Consider the following 26,674-nt stretch of genomic DNA (forward strand, 5'->3'; position numbering starts at 1 on the left):
CCATGCACGAACTCGGAGTCGTCTACCGCGACATCACCCGCCCTCCCCGCCCGGACGTCGAGGCGCTCGCGCCCTTCGGCGTCAGTACCCTCCACGAGGCCATGGGACGCTGCGGCTTGATGCGCCCCTACATCCGGCCCGTCTACCCCGGCGCGAAGCTCTGCGGTCCAGCCGTCACCGTACTGCTCCAGCCGGGGGACAACTGGATGCTGCACGTGGCGGCGGAACAGCTGCAGCCGGGCGACGTCCTCGTGGCAGCCTGCACCACCGAGTGCGAGGACGGATTCTTCGGTGAACTCCTGGCCACGTCGGTACGCGCCCGGGGAGGCGTGGGCCTGGTCATCGACGGTGGCTGCCGCGACGTCGCAGCGCTTGAGGAGATGGACTTCCCCGTCTTCAGCCGGGCGATCAACTCCAAGGGGACCGTCAAGGCCACCCTGGGATCGGTCAACGTTCCCGTTGTCTGCGCCAACGCTATGGTCCGCCCTGGCGATGTGGTGGCCGCGGACACCGACGGCGTGGTCGTCGTGCCCGCCGAGCGCGTCGGCGCGGTCGCCGAAGCGGCCCATCGGCGTGAGACCAGCGAAGCGGACAAGCGCCGGCGGTTCGCCGCGGGGGAACTCGGCCTCGACATGTACGCGATGCGCGAACCGCTCAAGGCCGCCGGTCTGCGATACATCGACTGAGGTCGGCCCCAGAGGAGATCCCGTGAGCGCACACTCCCCCAAGACCCCGGGATGGCTGGACTGGTACCAGAACCCGTCCAAGCCCGCCTTCACGCTACCGCCGGGGACCATCGACACCCATTGCCACGTATTCGGCCCACAGGCCGAATACCCCTTCGCTCCGGAACGGAAGTACACGCCCTGCGACGGAGGCAAGGAGCAACTTTTCGCGCTCCGCGACCACCTGGGCGTCAGCCGCAATGTCATCGTCCAGGCCACCTGCCACGGAGCGGACAACACCGCCATGGTCGATGCCGTCGAGGCGTCCGGCGGCAGGGCACGGGGTATCGCCACTGGCCGTCCGGACATCACTGACGCCGAGTTGCACAGGCTCCACGCGGCGGGCGTGCGCGGTGTGCGCTTCAACTTCCTGAGGCGCTTGGTCAACACCACGCCCAGGGACGACCTGACCACCATCGCGGAGAAGATCGCGCCACTTGGCTGGCACATCGTCCTCTACTTCGAAAGCGCCGACCTGCACGAGCTGGAAGGTTACTTCGCCTCGCTGCCCACCCCACTGGTGGTGGACCACATGGGGCGGCCGGACGTCACCGAACCGGTGAACGGACCTGAGTTCGCCCGCTTCCTGCGATTCGTCGAACGCAACACCGTATGGGTGAAGGTGACCTGCCCCGAGCGCCTCAGCGCCACCGGACCGGCGGCTCTTGACGGCCAGCGGCACGCCTACACCGATGTCGTGCCCTTCGCTCGCCGAGCCGTCGAGGAATTCCCGGATCTCGTGCTGTGGGGTACCGACTGGCCCCATCCGAATCTCACCGACCACATGCCCGATGACGGGCTTCTGGTCGACTACGTCCCACAGGTGGCGGTCACCACGGAGCAGCAGCACAAGCTGCTCGTCGACAACCCGATGCGGCTCTACTGGCCGGGCGAGGCTGTCTGCCCCACGTCCCATCGCACTTCTCGGACAAGGTAGCCATTCCATGCAGCACTCCAATGCGGTGAACCGGCTTGACCGACTGCCGATCTCCCGATTCCACAAAACCACCCTGCTGGCCGTCTCCTTCGCCTACTTCTTCGAGTTCGCGGACATCAACACATTCGCCACCACCGCCCCCAAGCTCATCGACGTGTGGGGCATCACGATCGACCAAGTGGCCTATGTCACCTCGCTGTCGTTCGTCGGCATGTTCTTCGGATCCATCATCGCCAGCGGCATCGCCGACCGGTGGGGGCGTAAAAGAGCGCTGACCCTGACCACGCTGTTCTTCGGGGTCTTCTCCTTCGCCTCGGTCTTCTCCTGGGACATCGTCTCGCTCGGCGTATTCCGGGTCCTCACCTCGGCGGGGCTGTCCGCCATGACCGTCGTGGCGGTCATCTATGTCAACGAGATCTACCCTGCCGCCGTCCGTGGCAAGTTCCAGGCGTACGCCATCGTCATCGGCATCTGCGGCACCCCGGCCACCAACCTCATCGCCAGCGCGGTCGTGCCGCTCTCCGACTGGTCGTGGCGGCTGGTCTTCCTCTTCGGTTCCCTCGGTATCCTCTTCGTTTTCTTCACACGGCACATCAAAGAGTCGCCCCGCTGGCACGAAAGCAGAGGCGACTACCGCAAGGCGGACGCGGTCCTCAACCAGATCGAATTCCAGGTCGCCGCCGAGATGGGACCCCTCCCCGAGCCCGCGCCTCCGGTCGACGAGGCACCGACCACCAAGGCCCCGCTGCGCCTCCTGCTCCAGAAGAAGTACCTCGCGCCGACACTCCTGCTCACGGTTCTGTGGGTGACGCAGACCATCGGATTCTTCGGCTATTCGAGCTGGGCCCCCACCCTGCTGGCCAAGGAAGGCTTCAGCGTCGAGAAGTCGGTCTTCTACGTCGCTCTCACGACGGTCGGCGCACCGCTCGGCTCCTTCCTGGCCTCCCTGGTCACCGACCGGTTCGAACGCAAGTGGTGCCTGGTGGCCTTCGGCACGGCCATCGCGCTGTGCGGCCTCTTCTACGGGCTCACCTTCAATCCGGTCCTGATCGTCGTCTTCGGCTTCCTGGTGAACCTGTTCGAGCGCGGTTATACGGCCCTGGCCTACGCCTACTCCCCCGAACTCTTCGACACTCATAGCCGTTCGCTGGGGACCGGAATCTCCTACGGTCTGGGCCGGCTGTCGAATGCCGCGGGCCCACTGATCGTCGCGGCCCTCTACAACAAGACGGGCTACCAGTTCGTCTTCTTCTTCATCGCCGGCACCTGGATATTCGGGGCGATCGCCCTGGCCATCTTCGGCCCCAGGACCCGCCCCGCACGGATCGCCGTTGCGAAGGAGCGTCTACTGCACATGCGGTAGGGGCCTATCGGCGGCCACACGAAGACGGGCGGGGGCTGCCCGGACAGGCTGGACGGGTTCCCCGAGTTCGGATGTGGAGACCTTTCCTGTGGCTGTCTTTCTTGATCGACTGGGCCGGTTGGCCTTCCGGCGGCGCTGGCGCGTCCTGTTGCTGTGGGTGGTGACGCTCGTCGCTGCGGGAACAGCGTCCGCGATGGCGCCGGCCGCACCGGACGGCACCTACTCGATGCCGGGCACGGAATCACAGCGGGCGTTCGATCTCATTGAGCGGCGCTTCCCCGGCAACGGCCTCGGGAGCGCAGGCTCTGAGGGCGCAAGCGCGAAGATCGTGTTCGTGGCGCCCGACGGGCAGCAGGTCACCGAGCAGCGGAACCGGACGGTCATCGACCAGGTCGTGGACCAGGTCGGCAAGGTCGATCAGGTCGTCCGGGCGGCCGGTCCGCTCCGGGTGGACGCGGTCAGCGAGGACGGATCGACGGCGTATGCGACGGTCACGTTCGAGGTGAAGGCCAAGGACGTCGGCGACGCCGCGAAGCAGGAGCTGGAAAAGGCGGTTGAAGAGGGCCGGGACGCGGGTCTGACGGTCGAGGTCAGCGGTTCGGTACTGGCCTCTCAGCCCTCGGGCGGCGTGACCGAGCTGGTCGGCGTCGTGGTGGCGGCTCTGGTCCTGCTGGTCACGTTCGGTTCGCTGGCCGCTGCCGGGCTGCCGCTGCTGACCGCGTTGGTCGGTGTCGGGATCGGCACCGCGACGATCCTCGCGCTGAGCAGCCCGCTGGGCCTGTCCAGCGCCACCAGCACGCTGGCGCTGATGCTGGGTCTTGCGGTCGGTATCGACTACGCGATGTTCATCGTCTCCCGCTACCGGGAGGAATGCGCCCGGGGCCTCGCTCCGCAGGCCGCGGCGGGAGTGGCCGTGGGCACGGCCGGGTCGTCGGTGGTCTTCGCGGGCCTGACGGTCGTGATCGGTCTGGCCGGTCTGTCGGTCGTGGGCATCCCGACGCTGACCCAGATGGGACTGGCCGCGGCCGGCACCGTGGCCCTGTCGGTGCTGGTCGCCGTGACCCTGATCCCGGCCATGCTCGGCGTCTTTCCCCGGGCCGTCCTGGCGCGCTCGGCACGGCGAGCCGCACGCGTCGGCGCACACCCCGGTGCCGACGGGGACAAGGCGAACGGGGGAAGCCGGTGGGCCCGCCTGGTTGTCCGCCGCCCGCTGGCCGTGATGCTCACGGCGGTGGTGGCATTGGGTGTGATCGCCCTGCCCGCGGCGCAGTTGCACCTGGGCACGGCCGGGGACGAGTCCAAGCCGACCTCGACCACCGAGCGTCGCGCGTACGACGCCCTGGCCGAGGGCTTCGGCCCCGGGTTCAACGGCCCGCTGACCATCGTCGTGGACGCCAAGTCGGCGAAGGACCCCAAGACTTCCGTGGCCGCGACCGCCCGGGAGATCAGCTCCGCCGACGGTGTCGTGTCCGTCTCGGCGGCGCGTTTCAATACCGCGGGAGACACCGCCGTCTTCTCCGCCACCCCGGCAACCGCTCCCCACGACGAGCGGACCACTGATCTGATCCACGCCCTGCGCGGCGACCGCCCGGCGATCGAGAAGGCCACCGACGCGACGTTCATGGTCAGCGGCAGCACGGCGGGCACCATCGACAGTGACCAGAAGGTCCAGGGCGCTCTGGTGCCCTACCTCGGGCTCGTGGTGGGACTGGCGTTCCTGTTGCTGCTGATCGTGTTCCGCTCCGTGCTGGTTCCGCTCAAGGCGGCCCTGGGATTCCTGCTGTCGGTGCTGGCAGCCCTCGGTGCGGTCGTCGCCGTCTTCCAGTGGGGATGGCTCGCCGGCCTGTTGGGCGTGAACCAGACCGGCCCGATCATGAACACCATGCCGATCGTCATGGTCGGTATCGTCTTCGGCCTCGCCATGGACTACGAGGTCTTCCTCGTCACGCGCATCCGGGAGGCCCATCTGCGGGGTGAACGTCCCGGGCAGGCGATCGTCTCCGGTTTCCGCCACAGCGCTCGCGTGGTGGTCGCCGCCGCCGTGATCATGATCGCGGTGTTCTCCGGGTTCATCGGGGTCGGCGAAACGCTGATCAAGATGATCGGATTCGGTATGGCCATCGCCGTGCTGTTCGACGCGTTCGTCGTACGGATGACGATCGTGCCCGCCGTCCTCGCGCTGCTGGGTACGCGTGCCTGGACGATGCCCCGCCGACTGGAGCGGGTCGTACCCCATGTCGACGTCGAGGGCCACGCCCTGACCCACGATGCGGCCACCGCTGCCGCGACGACCGACAAGGCGGCCCTCCACCACGATCACCACACCCGACAGGAAGCACGATGATCACGACCTGGCAGCGTTACCCGCGCGGTCATCCCCGTACGGTCGACTCCGCGGTGGCGCTGCTGCTCCTCGTCCTGGCCTTCCCCGGCAGCAGGTACAGCGTCTCCAACGTGGCCGCCCCCGCCGACTGGTGGCCCGGCGTGCTGCTGGCCGGTATCTCCTGCGCCGCGCTGCTGTGCCGCCGCACCCGCCCCCGCCTCGCCACCGCCGTCGCGCTGCTGTGCGCCACCGGTATGGCCATGACGGGCTATGTGATGACCGTTCTGCTGCTGGCGCCGCTCATGGTGGCGCTTTACGCGCTGGCCGCGCGCACCGAACGTACGACGGCCCGGAACTTCACCCTCGCCGCCGTGATCCTCGTCGTCGGCGCCGCCCTGATCGCCGATCCCGCCGGGGATTCGGTGGCGCTCAACGTGATCGGCCCCATCGCCTGGCTGCTGCTGCCGACCGCCCTGGGTTCCACGGCCCGGTTCCGCAGGGCGTACCTGGGAGCAGTGCAGGCCCGCGCCGAATACGCCGAACACACGCGGGAGGAGGAGGCCCGGCACCGCGTCGCCGAGGAACGCATGCGCTTCGCCCGTGAACTCCACGACGTCGCCGCTCACCACCTCGCGCTGGCCAACGCCCAGGCCACCACCGCCGCACTGCTCATCCGCAGCCATCCCGCCCAGGCCGAGAAGATGGTCAACGCCCTCGGCGACGCCACCGCCGCGGCCCTGCGCGAGATGAAGGCCACCGTCGGACTGCTGCGCCAGAGCGGCGCCTCCGAGGACTCGCTGCAGCCCGCACCGGGCCTCGCCCAACTTCCCGAACTGGTCGCCGCGCACACCTCCGCCGGACTCACCGTCACCCTCACCACCCATGGGCAGCCGCAGCCGCTCTCCCCCGGAGCGGACCTCACCGCCTACCGCATCGTGCAGGAAGCACTGACCAACGTCACCAAGCACGCCCACACCCGCACGGCGGAAGTGGACCTCACCTATCACCACGACCGACTGGCCGTCAGCGTCACCGACCACGGAACCGGTCCCTCCGCCAGCCCGGCTCCCGGGAGCGGCTACGGCCTCGCAGGCATGCGCGAACGCGCCCTGTCCATCGGCGGACACCTACGCGCCGGGCGCCGCCCCACCGGCGGCTTCGAAGTCACCGTCGAACTCCCCCTGACCCCCTTCACCTCCGCCAAGGACAGCACCCCATGACCATCCGCGTCCTGCTCGCCGACGACCAGGCCCTGCTGCGCGAGACCTTCCGGATCCTCGTCGACTCCCGCCCCGACATGGAGGTGGTCGGCGAAGCCGCCGACGGCGACGAGGCCATCGCCCTCGCTCGCGCCCATCACCCCGACATCGTCGTCATGGACATCCGCATGCCCGGCACCGACGGCCTCACCGCCACCGCCACGATCTGCGCCGACCCCGGCCTCGCCACCACCCGCGTCCTCATCCTCACCACGTTCGAGACCGAGGAGCACGTCGCCAAGGCCCTGCACGCGGGAGCCAGCGGGTTCCTGGGCAAGGACGTCGGCGCCGAGGGCCTGGTCGCGGGCATCCGTACCGTCGTCGCCGGGGACTCCCTCCTCTCCCCCCAGGCCACCCGCAACCTCATCACCCGCTTCCTCGCCGCCCCGCAGCCCGGCATCCACCCCGCAGCCCGGAAGAGCCTGGCCGACCTCACCGACCGCGAACGCGAGGTCATGGCTCTGGCCGCCGAGGGACTCACCAACGCCGAGATCGCGGAGAAGCTGTACCTCAGCCCCCTGACCGTACGCACCCACATCCACCACGCCATGGCCAAACTCCACGCCCGCGACCGCGCCCAACTCGTCGTCATCGCCTACCAGACCGGCCTCGTCCGCCCCCACCCACCCAGGCCCTGACCTGGCCGAGGGTGCCCGGCCCGGCCACTCCCGTCGAAAGTGGATTGCCTTATCCACTTTTGCTGGTACCGTGGCGGCAGCGAAACGGATAGACCTATCCGGATCGTGCTCCTCCCTCCGCACGCCTTCATGAAAGGACTCGCCGTGACCAGCATCGCCATCGTCGGAGCCGGGCCCCAGCTGGGGCTGGCCATCGCCCGCACCTTCGGCTCGCGCGGCTTCGACGTCGCCCTGATCTCCCGTAGCCGCGAGAAGCTGGACGCCCTCGTCGGCAAGCTCACCGCCGAGGGCGTCACCGCCGCCGCGTTCCCCGCGGACGTACTCGACCGCGACGCGCTCGGCCAGGCGCTCAAGGACGCCGCCACGCGGTTCGGCGGGATCGATGTCCTGGAGTACTCCCCGGTGGGGACGTTCGGCGTCACCACCCTGACCGCCCCGGCCGAGACCGAACCGTCCCAGGTGGAGTTCGAGATGAACTTCCAGCTCTACGGGGCCATCGCCGCCACCAAGGCCGTGCTGCCCGCGATGCGCGCATCCGGCGCGGGCACCCTGCTCTACACCACCGGCGCGGGCTCCATCGAGCCCGACCCGCGGGTCGCCAACGTCAACGCCGCCGCGGCGGCCCTGCGCAACTGGGCGATCAACCTGCACAACGAGCTGACCGGCACCGGAATCCAGGCCGCCCACATCGGCATCGACGTATCGATCGGCACCGCCGTGATCCCCGGCCTGCCGACGGCCCAGCCCGAGCAGATCTCCCCCGTCTACTGGGAGCTGCACACGACCCAGCGCGACCGGGCCGAGCGCGTCTTCAGCCTCTGACGCCCCTCCCCCAAGGAGCAGTCCGGCATGACCACGATCACCGATCCGTCCTACGTCGACCCAGCGCTGATCAACCCCCGCGCGGTGCGTCTCGTGGAGGCGTTCAAGAGCGCCCTGGCGCGGATGCGCGACGAGGAAGGGCTGACCTTCGACGACCTCAACGCGGTCACCGACCTGCTACAGCGGATCCAGACGGCCACCGGCGCTCCCCTGGCGCTGGTCGCCATGCCGCTGTTCAGCGAGGTCTTCCAGGGCGGCCGGGACGGCTACACGCCCTCCGAGGACGTCAACAGCCCCACCTACCTTCCCGGCTCCCCGCACGTCGGCAACCCCGGCACCCTGCCGATGCGGCCCGACGAACCCGGGACCCCGCTGGTCGCCTCCGGCCGCGTCGTGGACGGCCACGGCCAACCGCTCGCGGGCGCCACGCTGGACGTCTACCACGCGGCCAACAACGGCGACTACTCCGGGCTTTACGACGACGGAGTGCCCCGGCACAACTTGCGCGGACACCTCTTCACGGACGACGACGGCCGCTACACCTTCACCACCATCACCCCGGTCGCCTACGCCGACCCCCACGTCACGGCGGTCGACGGGGTCACCGAAGCCGTCGCGGCCCTCGGACGCAGCCTCTACCGCCCGGCGCACATCCACTACGAGATCCATCACGCCGATCTCGTCACGCCCTGGCGGGGCGAGATCTACTTCACGGGCGACCCCGTCATCCCCGTCGACTTCGTCGGCGGCACCCTGGCCCCTCCCGCGCTGCGGGCCGACACCCTCCTGCACGAAGCCCCCGAGGACATCGCCGGACGCGGTTTCCCGGGCCCCTACAGGACCATGCGGTTCGACTTCGTCCTCAAGACCCGCACCAGCCCTGCCGCCATCGTCCCGAAGGCCGGTCCGGCCTGAGGTCAGCCGCTCTTGCCCGGCGCCGGGGCGGTGGGGCCTCCCGGACCGGCGCGGAGCATGGCCCGGTAGAGGGCGTCGTGTTCGGGCGAGTCGGGCAGGGCGCCACGGGCGGGGGCCTCGAATGACTGGATCATCAGGGCGACGACGCGCCGCCACGCATCCGGCGCGGCGTCGCCCGTGGCGTTCACGACACCGGCGTTGGCCATGTGCAGGAGCACCAGATCCGAGGGGTCGAAGTCCTCGCGCAGACGCCCCGTCGCCTTGGCCCGGTCGATGAGTTCCACCATGGCCCCGTACGCCTCGTCGCGGCGCTCCTCCAGCGCCTTGGCGGTGGGAAACGTCATGGTCAGCACGTCGGCGAAGCCGTAGTCGGCGGCCTGCATCGCACAGGCCGCCTCGATGTAGCCGACGAAACCGTGCCACGGGTCGGGGTCGTCCAGGGCGGCCGCGACCGCGTCGGCGTACGCGTCCATGCGGTCGGAGAAGACGGCGGCGACCAGCTCCTCCTTCGCGGGGAAGCGACGGAACATGGTGGCGATCCCCACCCCCGCCTCACGGGCCACGGAAGCCATGGAGGCGTTCAGCCCCTCCCGCCCGAACACCGTGCGCGCCGCGGCGATGATCCGCTCCCGGTTGCGCTCGGCGTCACTCCGCAGCGGCGGGGCGGCGGGATCGTCGGAGGGCTGGGCGCCAGGGTTCATGCCGACCACCCTAGCAATCGGATTGCCCTATCCAGTTAGGCCGCCGTTCGGGGTGGGCTGGTCGGCCTCGGTGCGCGGCAGGGCGACCTCTTCGCGCCGCAGGCCGGGCGGCCCGCACGTGGGGGGCTCTGTCAGTACCTGTAACAGCAGGCTCTCCCCCGCCGCCTTGAGCTGCGGTTTCCTCGATGGCGGCAACCACCCCCTCGTGACGAACAAGGAGTCACCCCTCATGCCGACGCAGTCCGCACCCCCGGAACTGGCCGAGATCGCGCCGAAGCTCGTCGAGCTGACCAACGAGGTCCTGTTCGGGGACGTCTGGCAACAGCCCGGACTCTCGCCGCGCGACCGGAGTCTGGTCACCGTGAGCGTGCTGGCCGCTCTCTACCGCGGCGAGCAGCTCGGCTACCACCTGGGCGTCGCTCTCGACAACGGCCTGAGCGTACGGGAGCTGTCCGAGGCGATCACGCACCTGGCCTTCTACGCGGGCTGGCCCAACGCCATGACGGCGATCACCCAGCTGAAGAAGATCGCCGACGAGCGCGGCGTCTGACCGCCCGGCGCAGCCACCGGTACCGAATCCGAACCCTCCCCTCCTGATCCGATCGAGGAAAGCTGTCGTGGAACACATCACCGAGACCCCCACCGTCAAGGCCCCGCCCGAGCGCTTCACCGGCGACGTCTACCTCAACCCGATCGAGGCGCCCTCCGACCCGGCCCGGCTGGCCTCCGCCCTGGTGCGGTTCACCCCCGGGGCCCGCACCAACTGGCACTCCCACGCCAAGGGGCAGGTCCTGTACATCACCGACGGCGTCGGTCTGGTGGGCACCCGCGACGGCCATGTGGCGCGCGTGAGCGCGGGCGAGACCGTGAAGTGTCCGGCGGGCGAAGAGCACTGGCACGGCGCCACCGACACCACGCTGCTGGCCCACATCGCCATGGTCGTCGGCGACGAGAGTGGCGACGGCACCACCTGGCTGGAGCCGGTCACCGACGAGCAGTATGCGGCGGCCCTCGCCACCGTCGGCCGAACCAAGGGGGGACAAAACTCTCCCTGCCACGGGCGTGACGCGTGATGCCAGACTTCCCACGGGCCGATCCGTCCGTGATGCGAAGGCTTAGGTATGCCAACCGAATCCCCTGAACCTGCTGTTACCTCCTCCGCGCCCACCCGGCGCACCTTCGTCACCACCAGTACGGCGGTCGGTGGTGTCGTCGTCGCGGGTGGCGTGATCGGAGGGTCGGCGGTCCTCGTCGGCTCCGGAGACGCGGCCGCCTCGGCACCGGCGCCCTCCAGCCATGTCTCCCTGACGGTCAACGGGACCCGGCGGACCGTCACGGTGGACAACCGCACCTCGCTGCTGGACCTGCTGCGCGAGCACTTCGGTCTGACCGGGTCGAAGAAGGGCTGCGACGCGGGTGCCTGTGGGGCGTGCACGGTCCTGGTCGACGGGCGCCGGGTCAACTCCTGTCTGACGCTGGCCGTGCGGCTGGAGGGCGCCGAGGTCACCACGATCGAGGGCCTGGCCGACGGCGACGACCAACTCCATCCCCTGCAGCAGGCGTTCATCGAGGAGGACGCCTTCCAGTGCGGCTACTGCACCCCTGGCCAGATCATGTCCGGTGTGGGGTGCGTCCAGGAGGGGCACACCGGTTCGCCGGAGGAGATCCGGGAGTGGATGAGCGGCAACATCTGCCGCTGCGGCTGCTACGTGAACATCGTGCGCGCGGTCCAGCGGACCGCGCGCCGGAAGTGAGGCCGGGCCGTCATGCATCCCTTCTCCTACACCCGCGCCTCCGACACCGGGGAAGCCCTCGCCGCCGGTCACCGCGGTGGGCGTTACATCGCCGGAGGCACCACCCTGGTCGACCTGATGCGCGAGACCGTCGAACGCCCCGGGACGCTGGTCGACATCAGCGCTCTGCCGCTGGACGAGGTCACCGCCACCGAGCGCGGCGGGCTGCGCATCGGTGCCCTGGTGACCATGGCCGGGGCCGCGGCGCACCCCAAGGTGCGGACGTTGTACCCGGTCGTGTCCGAGGCGCTGGAGCTGAGCGCGTCGGCCCAGCTGCGGAACATGGCCACCATCGGCGGCAACATCATGCAGCGCACCCGGTGCACGTACTTCCGTGACGTGACCGCCGACTGCGACAAGCGTGCGCCCGGCTCGGGTTGTGCCGCCCGGGAGGGGGTCAACCGCACTCACGCGATCCTCGGCGCCTCCGGCCACTGCGTGGCCACCCATCCCTCCGACGTCGCCGTGGCGTTCGCGGCCCTGGACGCGCGGGTGCGTCTGACGGGGCCGGACGGGGAGCGTCAGGTCCCCTTCGCCGACTTCCTGCTGCGGCCCGGCAACACCCCGCACCGCGAACACGCCCTGCGCAAAGGTGAGTTGATCACAGCGGTCGAGATCCCGGCGCATCCGCGTCCGCTCAGGTCGGGCTATCTGAAGGTGCGTGACCGGCAGTCCTATGAGTTCGCCCTGACCTCGGCGGCGGTCGCCCTGCACATCCGGGGTGGGGTGATCCGTGAGGCGAGGGTCGCCGCCGGTGGCGTGGGGACCGTGCCGTGGAAACTGCCCGAGGTCGAGCGGCACCTCGTCGGTGAGCGCCCCTCCGCACCCCTGTGGGCGGCGGCCGCCGAGCGAGCGGCGGCCGGAGCCCGTCCGCTCCAGCACAACCGATTCAAGGTCGAGCTGCTGAAACGGACCGTCGAACGCCAGCTGCGCATCGTAGGAGGTACGAAGTGAGCCCCCAGCCGCAGTCAGCCGTGGGCGCGCCGCTGTCCCGGGTGGACGGCCGGCTGAAGGTCACCGGGAAGGCGCTGTACGCCGCCGAGCACGAGGTCGACGGTGCCGTGCACGCCGTCATCGTCGACGCCTCCGTGGGGCGCGGCCGCGTCACCTCGATCGACACCGGCGACGCCGAAGCCCACCCGGGCGTACTGCGCGTGCTCCACCACCGCAACGCCCCGACGCTGCCGTACCGCGACAACCCCGGCTCCAACAATCCGCCCGGCGGCCGTCGGCTGCGGGTGTTCCAGGACGACCGGGTGCTCTTCCACGGCCAGCCGGTCGCCGTCGTCGTCGCCACCACCCTGGAGGCGGCGCAGCACGGCGCGAGCCTGGTCAAGGTCGGCTACGACGCCCAGCAGCCCTCGACCGACCTCACCGAGGCCGAACCGGGCGATCCGACGCATTACGCGCGCGGCGACGCGGAAGCCGGTCTGCGCTCCTCCGCCGTGCGGCTGGACCTGACGTACCGGCTGGCGCGCAACAACCACAACCCGATGGAGCCGCACGCCACCATCGCCCGCTGGGACGGCGACCAGCTGACCGTGTGGGACAAGACGCAGTGGGTGGTGGGCACGCAGACCGAACTCTCCACGGTGTTCGGCCTGCCCATGGACTCCGTCCGCGTCATCTCGCCCTTCGTCGGCGGGGCCTTCGGCAGCGGGCTGCGCTGCTGGCCCCACGTGGTCGTCGCCGCGCTGGCCGCCCGGGAGACGGGCCGTCCGGTCAAGCTGGTGCTGAGTCGCGGGCAGATGTACTTCGGGACCGGCTTCCGGCCCTCCTACGCGTACCGGCTGCGGCTGGGCAGCGACCGGCGCGGCCGTCTGTCCGCCGCGGTCCACGACATCGACGCCGAGACCTCCTCGTACGAGACGTTCACCGAGGCGGTCCTGCCCGCCGGGCAGATGCTCTACAGCATGCCCCATGTGAGCCAGGCGTACCGGACGGTGCCGCTGGACGTGCACACCCCGATCTGGATGCGCGGCCCCGGCTTCGCCACGGCGTCGTTCGTCATCGAGTCAGCCATGGACGAACTCGCGGACACACTCGGCATCGACCCGATCGAACTGCGCCGCCGCAACGAACCGAACGAGGACGAGTCGTCCGGGCTGCCGTTCTCCACCCGCCGTCTGCGCGAGTGCTACACCACCGGGGCCCGCGAGTTCGGCTGGCACCGCCGCGCCTCCCGGCCGCGCTCCCGCCGTGAGGGCGACTGGCTGATCGGCCTGGGCATGGCCGCGGGCGTCTACGACACCGCGCGCAACACCGCCAAGGCCCGGGTCCGCCTGGACGCGGACGGAACCGCCGTGGTCGAGGCCGCCTCCAGCGACATGGGGCCGGGCACCTACACCTCCCAGACCCAGGTCGCCGCCGACGCCCTCGGGCTGACCATGCGCACCGTCACCTTCCGGCTCGGCGACTCCCGCTACCCGCCGACCCCGCCGCACGGCGGCTCGATGACCATGGCCAGCGTCGGCTCCGCCGTCCTCGACGGCTGCGACACGGTGCGACGCCAGGCCATCACCCTGGCCGTCGAGGACCGTGAATCGCCGCTGTACGGGGCGGAAGCGGACGACATCGTGGTCCGTGGCGGCCGGCTGCACCTGAAGAACAACCCCACGCGCGGCGAGACCTACCGGACACTGCTGGCCCGCAACAACCGCACCCACCTCGAAGCTCTCGGCTCCTTCACCGGACCGTCCGGATCGCAGCGGCACTCCTTCTACGCCTACAACGCGACCTTCGCGGAGGTCGCGGTCGACGCGACACTCGGGCTGGTGCGGGTGCGGCGGATGCTGGGTGTGTACGACGCGGGCCGCATCATCAGCCCCAAGCTCGCCGAGAGCCAGGCGATCGGCGGCATCGTGGGCGGCATCGGCACGGCGCTGCTGGAACACACCGTCACCGACCACCGCGACGGACGGATCGTCAACGCCAACCTGGCCGACTACCTCGTCCCCGTCAACGCCGACGTCCCCGACGTCAAGGCGATCTACCTGGACGGCGAGGACCCCGAGGCCGACCCGCTCGGCGTCAAGGGCCTCGGCGAGGTCGTCCACGTCGGTGTGGCACCCGCCATCGCCAACGCGGTCCACAACGCCACCGGCCGCCGCGTCCGCCAACTCCCCATCACCGCCGAGGCGCTGCTCTGACCGCCTGGGTCAGGTCGGGGACGCGGAGGCGGGCAGGTCGTGGTCGGCGGCCCAGGAGGCGAGGATGCGCAGCCGTTCGTGGGTGGGGGAACCGGGCGGGGCCGTCCATACGGTCAGATGCTGGTCGGGGTCGGTGTTGGCGGTCAGGGTGTCCCAGTCCAGCACCAGCTCGCCCACGACCGGATGGTTCAGTGTCTTCGTGCCCACCGTGCGGGCGGCGACGCGGTGGTCGCCCCACCACTGGGCGAACTGCTTGTCCCGCATGGACAGTTCACCGACCAGCTCGGTCAACCGGGGATCCTCGGGATACCGCGCGGCCTCCATCCGCAGCTGGGTCACGGCGATGTGGGCGGAGGACTCCCAGTCGGCGTACAGGGTGCGCATCGCCGGATCGGTGAAGATGATCCGCGGGTAGTTGCGGTGTTTTTCCGGGATGCGGGAGAAGTCGGTGACCAGGGCGGCGGCCAGCGCGTTCCAGGCGAGGATGTCGCCGCGCCGCCCCTGCACGATGGCCGGGGTGGCGGTGAGGTCGTCCAGGACCCGCTGCAACTGCGGCTGGACCTTCTGCCTGCCGCGCCGCCGGGTGCGCGTGGTGGGTTTGCCCGCGAGCTGGAAGAGGTAGCCCCGCTCGTCGTCGTCCAGGTGCAGTACCCGGGCCAGGACGTCCAGGACCGGCGCCGATGCCTGCATGCGGCCCTGTTCGAGACGGGTGTAGTAGTCGGTGCTGATGCTGGCGAGCTGGGCGACTTCCTCACGGCGCAGCCCCGCCACCCGGCGGGGGCGGCCGCTCTCGGGCAGGCCTACCGTGCGCGGGCTCAGCTCGGAGCGGCGCTTTTTGAGGAATTCTCCCAGCTCATTGAGGGGGATGTTGCCGGTCATGCTTCCCAGCATGACACCGATCCCACCCGGGAAAGGGGGGAGGAATTACTCCCAGGATGTTTCCCTCCCGGGATGGTTTTCTCCTCTTTTCGCGCCTGCCCCCGCCTGTGAGGCTCGACCGCGAGCAGCCGTTCGTCCTCGTTCCGGCTGCCGCACACACCGACCCCGGCACCGAAAGAAGCACCCTCATGCGCGGAGCAGTCATCCACGCCCCCGGCGACGTGCGTTTCGAAACCCTGGACGACCCGAAGATCGCCCACCCGACCGACGCGGTCATCCGCACGGTCGCCACCTGCGTGTGCGGTTCGGACCTGTGGCCCTACCGAGGTCTGGAGCCGATCGGCGACCCGCATCCGATGGGGCACGAGTACGTCGGCGTCGTCGAGGAGGTCGGCAGCGGGGTCACCTCCGTCAAGCCGGGCCAGTTCGTCGTCGGTTCGTTCGCCACCTCCGACAACACCTGCGCGAACTGCCGCGGCGGCTGGCAGTCCAGCTGTCTCCACCGCGAGTTCATGAGCACCTGCCAGGCCGACTACGTCCGCATCCCCAACGCCCACGGCACCCTCGTCGCCACCGACGGCCACCCGGACGGCGCGTTCGTGCCCGGCCTGCTCGCCGTGTCCGACGTGATGGGCACCGGCTGGTACGCGGCCCTCGCCGCTGAGGTCAGGCCCGGCTCCACCGCCGTGGTGGTCGGCGACGGAGCGGTCGGCCTGTGCGGTGTCATCGCCGCCAGAGAACTCGGCGCCGAGCGGATCATCGCCATGAGCCGCCACGCCTCGCGGCAGAAGCTCGCCCTCGAATTCGGCGCCACCGACATCGTCACCGAACGCGGCGCCGAAGGTGTCGCGCGCGTCAAGGACCTCACCGAAGGCCTCGGCGCGGACTCGGTCCTGGAGTGTGTCGGCACCCCGGAGGCCATGCGGCAGGCCCTGCACACCGCCCGGCCCGGCGGCAACGTCGGCTTCGTCGGCGTCCCCCACGAGGTGGCGGTCGACGGCCAGGAGCTGTTCTTCTCCCACGTCGGCCTGCGCGGCGGTCCCGCTCCCGTGCGCCGTTACCTGCCGGAGCTGATCGATCTGGTCCTCTCCGGCCGGATCGACCCCGGGAAGGTCTTCGACCACACCCTCCCCCTGGAGCAGGTCGCCGAGGGCTACCAGGCGATGGACGAGCGCCGCGCCATCAAGACCCTCCTCGAGCCCTGACCCACACGCCCCAGGACGACTTCATGAACATCCGGCTCGCCACCGCCGACCACGTCGCCATCGAACCGCTGCCCGCGTCGGCTCAGCAGCCCCGCCACCACTTCGGAGAACACAGCATGAACCCCACCTATGACTTCAGCGGGCAGGTCGCCCTCGTCACCGGAGCGGGCTCCGGCATGGGTCTGGCCACCGCCCGCGCCTTCGCCGAGGCGGGCGCCGCCGTCGCCCTCACCGACATCGACGAAGCCACGCTGAACGCGGGCGCGAGAGGGCTCACCGACGAAGGTCACCACGTCCTCGCCCTCGCCTGCGACGTCAGCGACGAGGAGCAGGTCGCCGCCGCGGTCGACCGCACCGTGGAGACCTTCGGCCGCCTCGACATGGCCTACAACAACGCCGGTATCCAGATCCCGCCCAGCGACGCCGCCGACGAACCCGCCGAGCGGTTCGACCGCGTCAACGCCATCAACCTCCGCGGTGTCTGGGCCAGCATGAAGCACGAACTGCGCCACATGCGCGCCCAGGGCAGCGGAGCCATCGTCAACTGCTCCTCCCTCGGCGGCCTCGTCGGCATCCCCGGCCGCGCCTCCTACCACGCCTCCAAGCACGGAGTCATCGGCCTGACCACCAGCGCCGCCCTCGAATACGCCCCGCGCGGCATCCGTGTCAACGCCGTCTGCCCCGGCACCATCGACACCCCCATGGTCAGCGACATGATCGCCAAGGGGGAGCTGGACCGCGCCGAGGCCGAAGCCAACCAGCCGATCAACCGGCTCGGCACCGCAGAGGAGATCGCCCAGGCCGTCCTGTGGCTGTGCAGCCCCGGGGCCGGGTTCGTCCTCGGCGTCGCCCTCCCCGTCGACGGCGGCTACGTCGCCCGGTAGCGACCGCCGACCCGGCGGGGGCTGTCAGGCGAACGCGGACAGCAGGAGGGCCATTCCGAGACCGAGCACGCTCACCAGTGTCTGTACGACGGTCTGTGTCTTCGCGGCCTGCGTCAGGCTCATGCCGAAGGACTCCTTGACCAGCCAGAATCCGGCGTGGTTGACGTAGTTCAGGCCGAGCGAGCCGGAACCGATGGCGATCACGAGGAGGGACGCCTCGAGACCGCCGCCGGTGCCTATCAGCGGTGCGAGGATGCCGGTGGCGGAGACGATGCCGACCGTGGCCGAACCGGTGGTGAGGGACAGGAGCAGGGCGATCAGCCAGCCCAGGACGATCAGGTTCATATGGGCTCCCTCGGCCGCCGAGGCGATGGCGTCGCCGATGCCGGAATCCTGCAGGACCTGATTGAACGCGCCGCCGCCTCCGATGATGAGCAGGATGGAGGCGACGGACTGCAGACTGCCCGTCATCGAGCGGCGGGTTTCCTCGCCCTGGCCGTTGCCGCGCATGACGGTCGCGCCCAGCGCGAAGAGGAATCCGGCGAGCATCGCGATGAGGGGTTCGCCGACGAAAGTCAGCGCGGAGCGCAGCTGACTGGATTCGTTCAGCGTGGTCTCGGCGAGGGTGCGCAGCAGCATGAGGACGACGGGGACGAGGATGGCGGACACGGCGAGGCCGGTGGGTATCGGGGAGCGGGGGCGGGTGTCCGTACGTCCCGTGCCGGTGAATTGGGCTATCAGCGCGGCGTCCGGGCGGACGTCGGCGAGCCGGGGCGCGATCCACCGGGCGTAGACGGGACCGGCCAGCACGATGGTGGGGACGGCGCAGATGACGCCGACCAGGAGGGTGAGGCCGAGGTCGGCGTGGAGGCCGGTCATGGCGGTCAGCGGGCCGGGGTGGGGCGGCAGCATGCCGTGCAGCGTGGAGAGCGCCGCGATGGCGGGCACACCCAGCAGGACGTACGGGGAACCCTTGGTGCCGCCCTGCGCCTCCAGCCTGCGCGCCACGCTGAAGATGAGGGGCAGCAGCACGATCAGGCCGACCTCGAAGAACATCGGCACGCCGATGACGAAGGCGGCGCCCGCGACGAGCCACGGCAGCCGTCGTGCGCTGGACCGGTCGACGATGGCGTGGGCGATGACGTCGGTCGCGCCCGAGTCGGACAGCAGGCGGCCGAGCATGGCTCCCAGCGCCAGCGTGATGCCGACGTCGCCGAGGGTGCCGCCCGCGCCGTCCTCGATGGACACCGCGAGTTTCTCGACGGGTTCGCCCGCCGCCAGTCCCGTGCCGACGGCGACGATGATCAGCGCGACGAACGGATGGACGCGCAGGCGGGAGTTGATCAGAACGATCAGCACCGCGATCGCCACGGTCAGGATGAGCAGCAGTGACCAGGCGTGCGTGGTCATATGGTGGTGCCTTTCACGAGGGGTGGTGCGGGCGCCTCGTCGGCGCGGTGTGCGGGGGTGTCGAGTTCCTGGTGCGAGGTCTCGGGGAGGAGGGCCACGGCGATGACGGCGACGCCGTACGCACTCCCCGCGAACAGGCCGATGCTGGTGCCCATCCCGAGCTTGTCGCTGAGGAAGCCGACGAAGGCGGGGAAGGCCGCCGCGACGATGCGGCCGAAGTTGTAGCAGAAGCCCTGCCCGGTGCCCCGCATCGCGGTCGGGTACAGCTCGGCGAAGAGCGATCCGAGACCGGCGGGGATACCGGCGGAGAAGAAGCCGAGCGGAATGCCGAGGAAGAACATCTGTGTGTCGCTGATCGGCAGGAACAGGTAGGCCACGACCGAGGCCAGGCACATCACCGCGAAGAACATGATGTTCTTCCGGCGGCCGATCCGGTCGGCGAGGGTGCCCGAGGTGAGATAGCCGAGGAACGCGGCGGCGATGAACACCGCCAGATTGCCGCTGGTCTCCAGCACCGACAGGTGGTGGGTGGTGCGAAGGTACGTCGGCAGGAAGGTGGTCAGCGCGTAGTAGCCGCCGTGGCTGCCGAGTCCCAGCAGAGCGCCGAGGAGCGTGACCCGCAGCAGGTCCGGCTTGAAGATCCGCAGCAGCGACACCCGGTTCCCGTCCTTCGCGGCCCGCTGCCGGTAGAGGGGCGGATCGGTGACCTTGCGGCGGATGGCGATGACCAGAACGGCGGGGAGCGCGCCGAGCCAGAACATGACCCGCCAGGCCCACCCCTCCGGGAACAGGCTGAACAGGACGGTGTACGTCGCCAGGGCGAGGCCCCAGCCCAGCGCCCACCCGCTCTGCACGGCCCCCAGGGCCCGGCCCCGGTGGCGGGTCCCCATGTACTCGCTGACCAGGACGGCTCCCGCCGCCCATTCGCCGCCGAAACCGAAGCCCTGAACGCTGCGCAACACCATCAGCTGGGAGTAGTCGGCGGTGAAACCGATGAGGACCGTGGCGACGGAGTACACGATGATCGTCCACTGCAGCACCCGGACGCGCCCGTAGCGGTCCGAGGCCCAGCCCGCGAGCCATCCCCCGACCGCGGTGAAGATCAGGGTGACGGAGGCGAGCGTGCCAGCGGCTCCGGTACTCAGGTGCCAGGTGGCCAGCAGGGTCGGCAGGACGAGTCCGAACATCTGGGCGTCGGCGGCTTCGAGTGTCCAGCCTCCGAAGGCGGCCCAGAACGCTCGTTTCTGTGGTGTGTCGGTGTCCCGGTACCAGGCAAACATGCGGCGGCTCTCTTCGTGGTGCGGGAAGCGTGAGCGGGGAAGTGAGCGGGGAAGGCGGTGGTCAGCGGATGTCGATGCGATAGCGGAAGGTGTGCGCCAGCCCGCGCGAGCGGCGGTACTCCAGCGGCTTGGCGTCATGGGAGCGTGCGACTCGTTCGACCACGACCACCGGCTCGGCGCGTCCACAGCCGAGGAGCAGCGCGTCGGCCGCGGTGGCCGCCTCGATCGTGAGGTCCTCCGTGGCGGCCGCGACGATCTGTCCGCAGTGGCGTTCGTACGTCGGGTACAGCAGGTCGCCGAGATCGTCGGCGCCGATGCGCTCGAGCGGCTCGAACAGGGGCAGCGGAAGCCAGATGTCCTCGACGAGGACGGGCTGCTCGTCGAGGATCCGCAGCCGGTGGAAGTGCAGCACCTCGCTGCCGGGGGTGACCTGGAGGGCGGCGGCGATGGTCGGCGTACTCACCTGCCGGGCGGCGGAGAGGATGCGGCTTCGCGGGAACCCGCTCCCGGCGGCCCCGAACCGGAAGAAGCGGAAGAGGGAAGCGTCCAGGGACGCCCTCCGGACGAACGTTCCGGTCCCCTGGCGCCGTTCGAGCAGCCCCTCGTCCACCAGGTCGCGGAACACCCGCCGCATGGTCCCCAAGGACACTCCGTAGTACGTGACCAGGGCGGACTCGGCGGGCAGCGGCTCGTCGGGCGACCACTCCCCGGAGCGGACGCGCTCGGCGATCACCTCACGGAGCCGGGCGTGCAGCGGCAGGCGGGGGTCGGTCCGGGCGAGGGCGGCCTCTCCCGGACTCTCTGGCATGGGCGGCATCGACTGCATGGCGAGAAAGCATGGTCCCGATTCCTGCTGACGTCTAGTCCTTCATAGGACTATTCTTTGGGATCGTGACCTCCACCGATCATCAGCCGCCGCCCGCGGCCTTCGACACCCACGCCCACGTCTTCACACGCGGTCTGCGGCTGGCGGACGAGCGGCGGTACAGCCCGGACTACGACGCCACGGTGGACGCCTACCTGTCGCTGCTGGACGCGCACGGCCTCGCGGCCGGGGTCCTGGTGCAGCCGAGCTTCCTCGGAACGGACAACTCCTACCTGCTGAACGCCCTCGGCGCGGCGCCGGAACGCCTCCGGGGCGTGGCCGTCATCGCCTCCCGGACCCCGGGGGAAGAACTCGACCGGCTCGCGGAGGCGGGCGTATGCGGGATCCGCCTCAATCTGATCGGCCGTCCGGTGCCCCCGCTGGGCGAGGGACCATGGCGGCGGCTGGCCCGCGAACTCGCCGCGCGGGGGCTTCACTTGGAAGTGCAGGCACGCCAGCGGCAATGGGACGAGCTGGAACCATGGCTGCTCCGCTGGCCCGGCGCGGTGGTCGTCGACCATCTGGGGCTGCCAGCGGCCTCGTCGCTGTCCTACCCGGGCTCGGCCGCGCTCTCCCGCCTGCTGGCCGCGCGGCATGTGTGGGTGAAGGCGGCCGCACCGTACCGGTCGGCGCCACGGGCGGCCACAGCGATGCTGCGGAGCCTGCTCGGCGCGGGCGGGGGCGAACGGATGCTCTGGGGCAGCGACTGGCCCTGGACCCGGCACGAGGAAGGCCGAGGCTATGGCTCCACCCTGACCTGGCTCACGGCGGAACTCAGCACCGCCGAGGCCCAGCGGATCCTGTGCGCCAACCCGGCCCGGCTGTTCGACTGGACACCTGCCGTCGCGGCGGCCGAGTAATCTGGCAGTGGTGGGGCGGAAGATGGCGATGGGCGATGGTGCCAACGACGGGCCCGGGACGCGATGTACCGGGTGTCCTCTTCGACACGGCGGAGACGGCCACGGCGCTCCTGGATGACCGTGGGGTCATCACCGGGTGGAGCGCCAAGGCCACGCGCCTTCTTGGATTTCAGTCGGCCGACGTGCTCGGCACCCCGGTGAGGGGGCTGCTCTCCGTGCCGGAGGAATGGCACGGCGTTATGGCCGCGATGGACGGGTTCAAGGGCGAAGGCGGCTGGAGTGGCCTGGTACAGGCCGTGCGGCAGGACGGCCGGCCGGTGAACCTGGGCGTACGGGTGAACGCGGTGGCGGACGGTGCGGGACACGCACGCTGGGTGGTCAGCGCGGTCAGCGCGGCGGGGGTGCCGTGGTGGGGCGCGAGCGGCTCGGTGATCGAGCGGATGTTCACGCTCTCGCCCATCTGCATGGGAGTCCTGAACACAGACCTCCGGTATGTCTGGGTGAACGCGGCGACGGCGCGTTCCAGTGGAATCCCGGTCGAGGAGTGGCTCGGGCGGTCACTGGACGAGATGGGGACGGGCTTCGACATCGAGGCCGTCGAGTCGGACATGTACGGGGTCCTGGCCACGGGCACCCCGGCGCTCGGGCGCGAGTACGTGGGCCATCCGCAGCGGGACCCCGACCGCGAACAGGCGATGCTGACGTCCACCTTCCGGCTCGACGACGGCAAAGGCGGCGTGCTGGGTCTGTGCGTGATGGTCATCGACGTCACGGACCGCTACCTGGCCCGGCGGCGGCTGGCCCTGCTGGACAAGGCCAGCGAGCGCATCGGCCGGACGCTGGACGTGGGAAGCACCGCCCAGGACCTGGCCGATGTGGCGGTGCCCGATCTCGCCGACTTCGTCAGCGTCGACCTGCTCGACGCGGTGTTCCGGGGGGACGAGCCGCCCCCGGCGCGGAACGGCCGTACCGCGGCGGTGCTCCGCCGGGCGGGCCAGCGGTCCCTGCGAACAGGCTGTCCGGAAACGTCGGTCAGGGCAGGGGACATGGCCACCTACCCCGCGTCGGCACCCATCGCCCTGGCCCTGAGAGCGGGCACGCCACGGTTGCTGGCGCGGCTGGACCGGGACCCGGACCCGGACCCCGGCGCCGACGGGGCTCAGGACCCCGACACGACGGCGTGGATGCGTGAGTGGGGCTTCCACTCCCTGATGGTCGTGCCGATGCGTGCCCGAGGCACCACCCTGGGCGTGGCGGCCTTCTGCCGCCGGGAGCGGCCGCAGCCCTTCCACGCCAATGACCTGGGCCTCGCCGCGGAGTTCGTGAACCGGGTGGCCGTCTCGGTGGACAACGCCCGCCGGTACACACGCGAGCACCATGCCGCCCTCGCCCTCCAGCGCAGTCTGCTGCCGCAGGGAACTCCCGACCAGACCGCGGTGGAAGCGGCCTCGCTCTATGTGCCCGCCGATCCCCGCGCCGGAGTCGGCGGCGACTGGTTCGACGTGATACCGCTGTCCGGGACGCGCGTCGGACTGGTCGTCGGGGACGTAGTCGGGCATGGAATCCACGCCGCCGCCACCATGGGCAGGCTGCGTACCGCGGTGCAGACGCTCGCGGACCTCGACCTGCCGCCCGATGAGACCCTCGCGCATCTGGACGGCCTGATCGGACGGCTGACCGAGCGAGAAGGCCACGGCGAACCCGCCGCCGAGGCCGGAGTCGTAGGAGCCACCTGCCTGTACGCGGTCTACGACCCGGTGACCCGGTGCTGCACCGTCGCCCGGGCCGGGCATCCGCCACCCCTCGTGGTCGCACCCGACGACACCGTCCGACTTCTCGATCTGCCCAGCGGCCCTCCCCTGGGTCTGGGCAGCCTGCCCTTCGAAGCCGCCACCTTCACGCTGGACGAAGGCAGCGTGCTCGCCCTCTACACCAACGGCCTCATCACCGCTCCGGACCTCGATGCCGACGCCGGTGTCGAACGACTGCGGACCGCCTTGTCACAGCGCGAGGAGTCCCTCGCGGCCCTGTCCGAGAAGCTCATGGCCACGCTGCCCCTCAGCCCTCCCGCCGACGACGTGGCCCTGCTCCTGGCCCGTACCCATGCCCTTGGCGCCGACCAGGTCGCCTCCTGGGAGGTGCCTGACGCACCGGCCGCCGTCGGTGACGCCCGTGGCTGGGCCGTCCGGCAGCTGGGCCAGTGGGGGTTGGACGACCTGGCCTTCACCACCGAACTGGTGGTCAGCGAGCTGGTCACCAACGCCCTGCGGTACGGCTCCCCGCCGATCCGCCTGCGCATGATCCGTGAGCGCGCCCTCATCTGCGAGGTCTCCGACTGCAGCAGCACCTCCCCCCACCTGCGCCTCGCTCGCACGACGGACGAGGGTGGCCGCGGACTCTTCCTCGTCGCCCGTACCGCGAAGGACTGGGGCACCCGGTACACCCCCGAGGGCAAGACGGTCTGGGCCGAGCAGTCCTTCGAGACCTCAACCGCCGCCCTGCGGGCGGCGATGGCGACAGCATGGGACGACGACCTCGAAGGGCCAGTTCGGCCGCCGTGAGCCGTTCGTTCGATTGCGGCTCGCGCTGGTCCACACCGGACAGCTGTGGGCGATCGCGGGTGGGGTGGCGCTGTTCCTCGCCCTCGGGCACGCCATGGTGCACGCTGATCGTGACGACGCTGATCGTGTCATCACGCTGACGCGCCGTGGATGCCTTGGGGAAGGTCACACAGGGATCGGCCGGCTCCGCAGTTGCTCGACCGCGTGGACGAGGGGCGCGAGTTCGGGCACGGATGTCGCCGCGTCGAGGGCCTCGCGCAGGGCCGCGTTGTTGGTGGGGCGGGCCTCGTCCAGCAGGCGCCTGCCCTCGTCGGTGACGTCGGTGTAGATGCCGCGCCGGTCGGTGGTGCACAGGTAGCGGGAGAGCAGGCCGCGGTCCTCCAGCCGGGTGACCAGGCGGGTGGTCGCGCTCTGGCTGAGGACGACGGATTCGGCGACCTGGCGCATCTGCAAGTGGCCGCCCTCGCCCTCGTGCTGTCGGCTGAGGACATCGAGCAAGGCGTACTCACGCGCGCTCAGGTCGTGTGCCGCCTGGAGCGCGCGTTCGATGCGGCCCTCGATGCGCCCGTGCAGCAGCGAGAGCGCGGACCAGCTGTGGGCGAGAGCGGTCATCGCGGGGTCGGTGGCGGTCATGTCGGCTCCCTCGGTCCGGCCGATCGACGGGGGCGCACCGCGGAACGGCACCCCTTAGTCACGTACGCCACTATAGCGCGCTTGCACATATAAGGCGTGTGCAATTATTGTCAGTGCCCGTAAGGCGCTTGCGCGTCTATTCATCGTCTGCACCGTAAGGACACACGTCATGCCGCTCGCACTGCTGGCCCTGGCCATCGGGGCCTTCGGGATCGGGACCACCGAATTCGTGATCATGGGGTTGCTGCCCCAGGTCGCCGGAGACCTCGGGGTGTCCGTGCCGACGGCCGGGCTGCTCGTCACCGGTTATGCGCTCGGCGTCATGATCGGGGCGCCGATCATGACGGCCCTCGGCACCAGGATCTCCCGCAAGAACATGCTCATGCTGCTCATGGGCCTGTTCATCATGGGCAACGCCATCTCCGCCGTGGCTCCTGTCTTCGCCGTCATGCTCATCGGCCGGGTCGTGGCCTCGCTGGCCCATGGCGCCTTCTTCGGTATCGGCTCCGTGGTCGCCGCCGAGCTGGTGGCACCGGAGAAGAAGGCCGGGGCGATCTCCCTGATGTTCACCGGGCTGACCGTGGCGAACGTGGTCGGCGTCCCGCTGGGCACGTTCGTCGGCCAGAGCGCGGGCTGGCGCGTCACCTTCCTCATCGTCGCGGCGCTCGGTGTCGTCGGCCTGGCCGGCGTCGCCAAGCTGGTCCCGGATCTGCCCAAGCCCGAGGGCGTACGGCTACGGCACGAGGTCGCGGCGTTCAAGAACCCCCAGGTGCTGCTGGCCATGGCGATGACCGTGCTCGGTTTCGGCGGCGTCTTCGCCGCGATCACCTACATCGCGCCGATGATGACCGAGGTCAGCGGCTACGCGGGCTCCTCCGTCACCTGGCTGTTGGTGCTCTTCGGACTGGGCATGGTGGCCGGGAACCTCACCGGAGGACGGTTCGCCGACCGGCGGCTCATGCCGATGCTCTTCACGGCCCTGGGCGGTCTTTCGGTCGTCCTGGCGCTGTTCACCGTCGCCGCGCCGAACAAGATCGCGGCGGCCGTGGCCGTCTTCCTCATCGGCGCGCTGGGCTTCGCCACCGTCCCGCCGCTCCAGAAGCGGGTCCTGGACTACGCGCACGGCGCCCCCACGCTGGCGTCGGCCGTCAACATCGGCGCCTTCAACCTGGGCAACGCCCTCTCCGCCTGGCTCGGCGGCATCGTGATCTCCGCCGGGTACGGCTACACCGCCCCCAACGCCGTGGGCGCCGTACTCGCCGCCGCCGCTCTCGTCCTCGCGTTCGTCTCACAGCGCCTGGAGCACCGATCCGGGCCCCTCACCGCCCGGTCGCGGCAGCCCGTCACCGGGCGGGCGGACACGTCGGCCGCCGCCGTCGTCCACCACTGACCCCGGCGCGCCGCCACGGCGAAGCGCCCCTCTCCACAACACCCTCAACGCAACCTGGTGGACCTGGTCAAGCCCGACGACC

At 70.3% G+C, this 26,674-nt stretch carries 24 protein-coding genes; 18 read left to right on the plus strand and 6 right to left on the minus strand.

Annotated features, from left to right (window positions below):
- Positions 1-2 precede the first annotated feature (2 nt).
- The 8 genes from ligK to ACWC5C_RS10645 all read left to right on the plus strand — a co-directional run bounded on the left by ligK (position 3) and on the right by ACWC5C_RS10645 (position 8,982).
- Positions 3-686 carry a 4-carboxy-4-hydroxy-2-oxoadipate aldolase/oxaloacetate decarboxylase gene (gene ligK / locus ACWC5C_RS10610; protein WP_450875055.1) on the plus strand — a complete coding sequence of 228 codons (684 nt, stop codon included), beginning with the start codon at positions 3-5 and terminating at the stop codon, positions 684-686.
- Positions 687-708: 22 nt separating this feature from the next.
- Positions 709-1,662 carry an amidohydrolase family protein gene (locus ACWC5C_RS10615; RefSeq protein ID WP_450875056.1) on the plus strand — a complete coding sequence of 318 codons (954 nt, stop codon included), beginning with the start codon at positions 709-711 and terminating at the stop codon, positions 1,660-1,662.
- A 7-nt stretch (positions 1,663-1,669) separates the two neighbouring features.
- Positions 1,670-3,025: an MFS transporter gene (locus ACWC5C_RS10620; RefSeq protein ID WP_450875057.1), complete on the plus strand. Its 1,356-nt coding sequence runs from the start codon at positions 1,670-1,672 to the stop codon at positions 3,023-3,025.
- Positions 3,026-3,113: 88 nt separating this feature from the next.
- The gene (locus tag ACWC5C_RS10625) at positions 3,114-5,369 is read left to right on the plus strand and encodes an MMPL family transporter (protein WP_450875058.1); all 2,256 of its coding nucleotides are present in this window, start codon (positions 3,114-3,116) and stop codon (positions 5,367-5,369) included.
- Complete coding sequence (locus tag ACWC5C_RS10630; protein WP_450875059.1) at positions 5,366-6,568, plus strand: sensor histidine kinase; 1,203 nt, start codon at positions 5,366-5,368, stop codon at positions 6,566-6,568. Before ACWC5C_RS10625 ends, ACWC5C_RS10630 begins: the two co-directional genes overlap by 4 nt.
- Positions 6,565-7,245, plus strand: coding sequence for a response regulator transcription factor (locus tag ACWC5C_RS10635; RefSeq protein ID WP_450875060.1), 681 nt, complete (start codon positions 6,565-6,567; stop codon positions 7,243-7,245). Before ACWC5C_RS10630 ends, ACWC5C_RS10635 begins: the two co-directional genes overlap by 4 nt.
- Before the next feature lie 144 nt (positions 7,246-7,389).
- On the plus strand, positions 7,390-8,067 hold the full coding sequence (locus ACWC5C_RS10640; RefSeq protein ID WP_450875061.1) for an SDR family NAD(P)-dependent oxidoreductase: 678 nt from the start codon (positions 7,390-7,392) through the stop codon (positions 8,065-8,067).
- Between the two features lie 27 nt (positions 8,068-8,094).
- Positions 8,095-8,982 (plus strand): dioxygenase family protein, encoded by an 888-nt coding sequence (locus ACWC5C_RS10645; protein WP_450875062.1) that lies wholly within the window; start codon positions 8,095-8,097, stop codon positions 8,980-8,982.
- A 2-nt stretch (positions 8,983-8,984) separates the two neighbouring features.
- Here ACWC5C_RS10645 and ACWC5C_RS10650 read toward each other — a convergent pair whose 3' ends face one another.
- Positions 8,985-9,683: a TetR/AcrR family transcriptional regulator gene (locus ACWC5C_RS10650; RefSeq protein ID WP_450875063.1), complete on the minus strand. Its 699-nt coding sequence runs from the start codon at positions 9,681-9,683 to the stop codon at positions 8,985-8,987.
- A 229-nt stretch (positions 9,684-9,912) separates the two neighbouring features.
- Here ACWC5C_RS10650 and ACWC5C_RS10655 point away from each other — a divergent pair, with 229 nt between their 5' ends.
- The 5 genes from ACWC5C_RS10655 to ACWC5C_RS10675 all read left to right on the plus strand — a co-directional run bounded on the left by ACWC5C_RS10655 (position 9,913) and on the right by ACWC5C_RS10675 (position 14,625).
- Complete coding sequence (locus ACWC5C_RS10655; RefSeq protein WP_385437471.1) at positions 9,913-10,233, plus strand: carboxymuconolactone decarboxylase family protein; 321 nt, start codon at positions 9,913-9,915, stop codon at positions 10,231-10,233.
- A 67-nt stretch (positions 10,234-10,300) separates the two neighbouring features.
- A complete protein-coding gene (locus ACWC5C_RS10660) occupies positions 10,301-10,756 on the plus strand; it encodes a (R)-mandelonitrile lyase (protein ID WP_450875064.1) in 456 nt (151 codons plus the stop codon).
- Positions 10,757-10,804: 48 nt separating this feature from the next.
- Complete coding sequence (locus tag ACWC5C_RS10665; protein WP_450875065.1) at positions 10,805-11,437, plus strand: (2Fe-2S)-binding protein; 633 nt, start codon at positions 10,805-10,807, stop codon at positions 11,435-11,437.
- A 12-nt stretch (positions 11,438-11,449) separates the two neighbouring features.
- Positions 11,450-12,430 carry an FAD binding domain-containing protein gene (locus ACWC5C_RS10670; RefSeq protein WP_450875066.1) on the plus strand — a complete coding sequence of 327 codons (981 nt, stop codon included), beginning with the start codon at positions 11,450-11,452 and terminating at the stop codon, positions 12,428-12,430.
- Positions 12,427-14,625, plus strand: a complete 2,199-nt coding sequence (locus ACWC5C_RS10675) for a xanthine dehydrogenase family protein molybdopterin-binding subunit (RefSeq protein ID WP_450875067.1) — start codon at positions 12,427-12,429, stop codon at positions 14,623-14,625. The genes ACWC5C_RS10670 and ACWC5C_RS10675 overlap by 4 nt, the downstream gene beginning before the upstream one ends.
- Before the next feature lie 9 nt (positions 14,626-14,634).
- Here ACWC5C_RS10675 and ACWC5C_RS10680 read toward each other — a convergent pair whose 3' ends face one another.
- A complete protein-coding gene (locus tag ACWC5C_RS10680; protein ID WP_450875068.1) occupies positions 14,635-15,516 on the minus strand; it encodes a helix-turn-helix domain-containing protein in 882 nt (293 codons plus the stop codon).
- 176 nt (positions 15,517-15,692) lie between these two features.
- Here ACWC5C_RS10680 and ACWC5C_RS10685 point away from each other — a divergent pair, with 176 nt between their 5' ends.
- Positions 15,693-16,709: a zinc-dependent alcohol dehydrogenase family protein gene (locus ACWC5C_RS10685; protein WP_450875069.1), complete on the plus strand. Its 1,017-nt coding sequence runs from the start codon at positions 15,693-15,695 to the stop codon at positions 16,707-16,709.
- A 116-nt stretch (positions 16,710-16,825) separates the two neighbouring features.
- Positions 16,826-17,593, plus strand: a complete 768-nt coding sequence (locus tag ACWC5C_RS10690; RefSeq protein ID WP_450875150.1) for a glucose 1-dehydrogenase — start codon at positions 16,826-16,828, stop codon at positions 17,591-17,593.
- Positions 17,594-17,617: 24 nt separating this feature from the next.
- Here ACWC5C_RS10690 and ACWC5C_RS10695 read toward each other — a convergent pair whose 3' ends face one another.
- From ACWC5C_RS10695 to ACWC5C_RS10705, 3 genes are all read right to left on the minus strand, one after another.
- A complete protein-coding gene (locus tag ACWC5C_RS10695; RefSeq protein ID WP_450875070.1) occupies positions 17,618-19,003 on the minus strand; it encodes a GntP family permease in 1,386 nt (461 codons plus the stop codon).
- Positions 19,000-20,283, minus strand: a complete 1,284-nt coding sequence (locus tag ACWC5C_RS10700; protein WP_450875071.1) for an MFS transporter — start codon at positions 20,281-20,283, stop codon at positions 19,000-19,002. The genes ACWC5C_RS10695 and ACWC5C_RS10700 overlap by 4 nt, the downstream gene beginning before the upstream one ends.
- Positions 20,284-20,344: 61 nt before the next feature.
- Positions 20,345-21,091 (minus strand): GntR family transcriptional regulator, encoded by a 747-nt coding sequence (locus ACWC5C_RS10705; RefSeq protein WP_450875072.1) that lies wholly within the window; start codon positions 21,089-21,091, stop codon positions 20,345-20,347.
- An 83-nt stretch (positions 21,092-21,174) separates the two neighbouring features.
- Here ACWC5C_RS10705 and ACWC5C_RS10710 point away from each other — a divergent pair, with 83 nt between their 5' ends.
- Complete coding sequence (locus tag ACWC5C_RS10710; RefSeq protein ID WP_450875073.1) at positions 21,175-22,008, plus strand: amidohydrolase family protein; 834 nt, start codon at positions 21,175-21,177, stop codon at positions 22,006-22,008.
- A 35-nt stretch (positions 22,009-22,043) separates the two neighbouring features.
- Entirely contained in the window at positions 22,044-24,569 is a 2,526-nt protein-coding gene (locus ACWC5C_RS10715; protein WP_450875074.1) for a SpoIIE family protein phosphatase, read from the plus strand.
- Positions 24,570-24,734: 165 nt separating this feature from the next.
- Here ACWC5C_RS10715 and ACWC5C_RS10720 read toward each other — a convergent pair whose 3' ends face one another.
- Positions 24,735-25,202, minus strand: coding sequence for a MarR family winged helix-turn-helix transcriptional regulator (locus ACWC5C_RS10720; protein WP_450875075.1), 468 nt, complete (start codon positions 25,200-25,202; stop codon positions 24,735-24,737).
- A 169-nt stretch (positions 25,203-25,371) separates the two neighbouring features.
- Here ACWC5C_RS10720 and ACWC5C_RS10725 point away from each other — a divergent pair, with 169 nt between their 5' ends.
- Positions 25,372-26,592, plus strand: coding sequence for an MFS transporter (locus tag ACWC5C_RS10725; RefSeq protein WP_450875076.1), 1,221 nt, complete (start codon positions 25,372-25,374; stop codon positions 26,590-26,592).
- The last annotated feature ends 82 nt before the right edge of the window (positions 26,593-26,674 follow it).

The sequence above is a fragment of the Streptomyces sp. NPDC001700 genome (assembly GCF_053596435.1).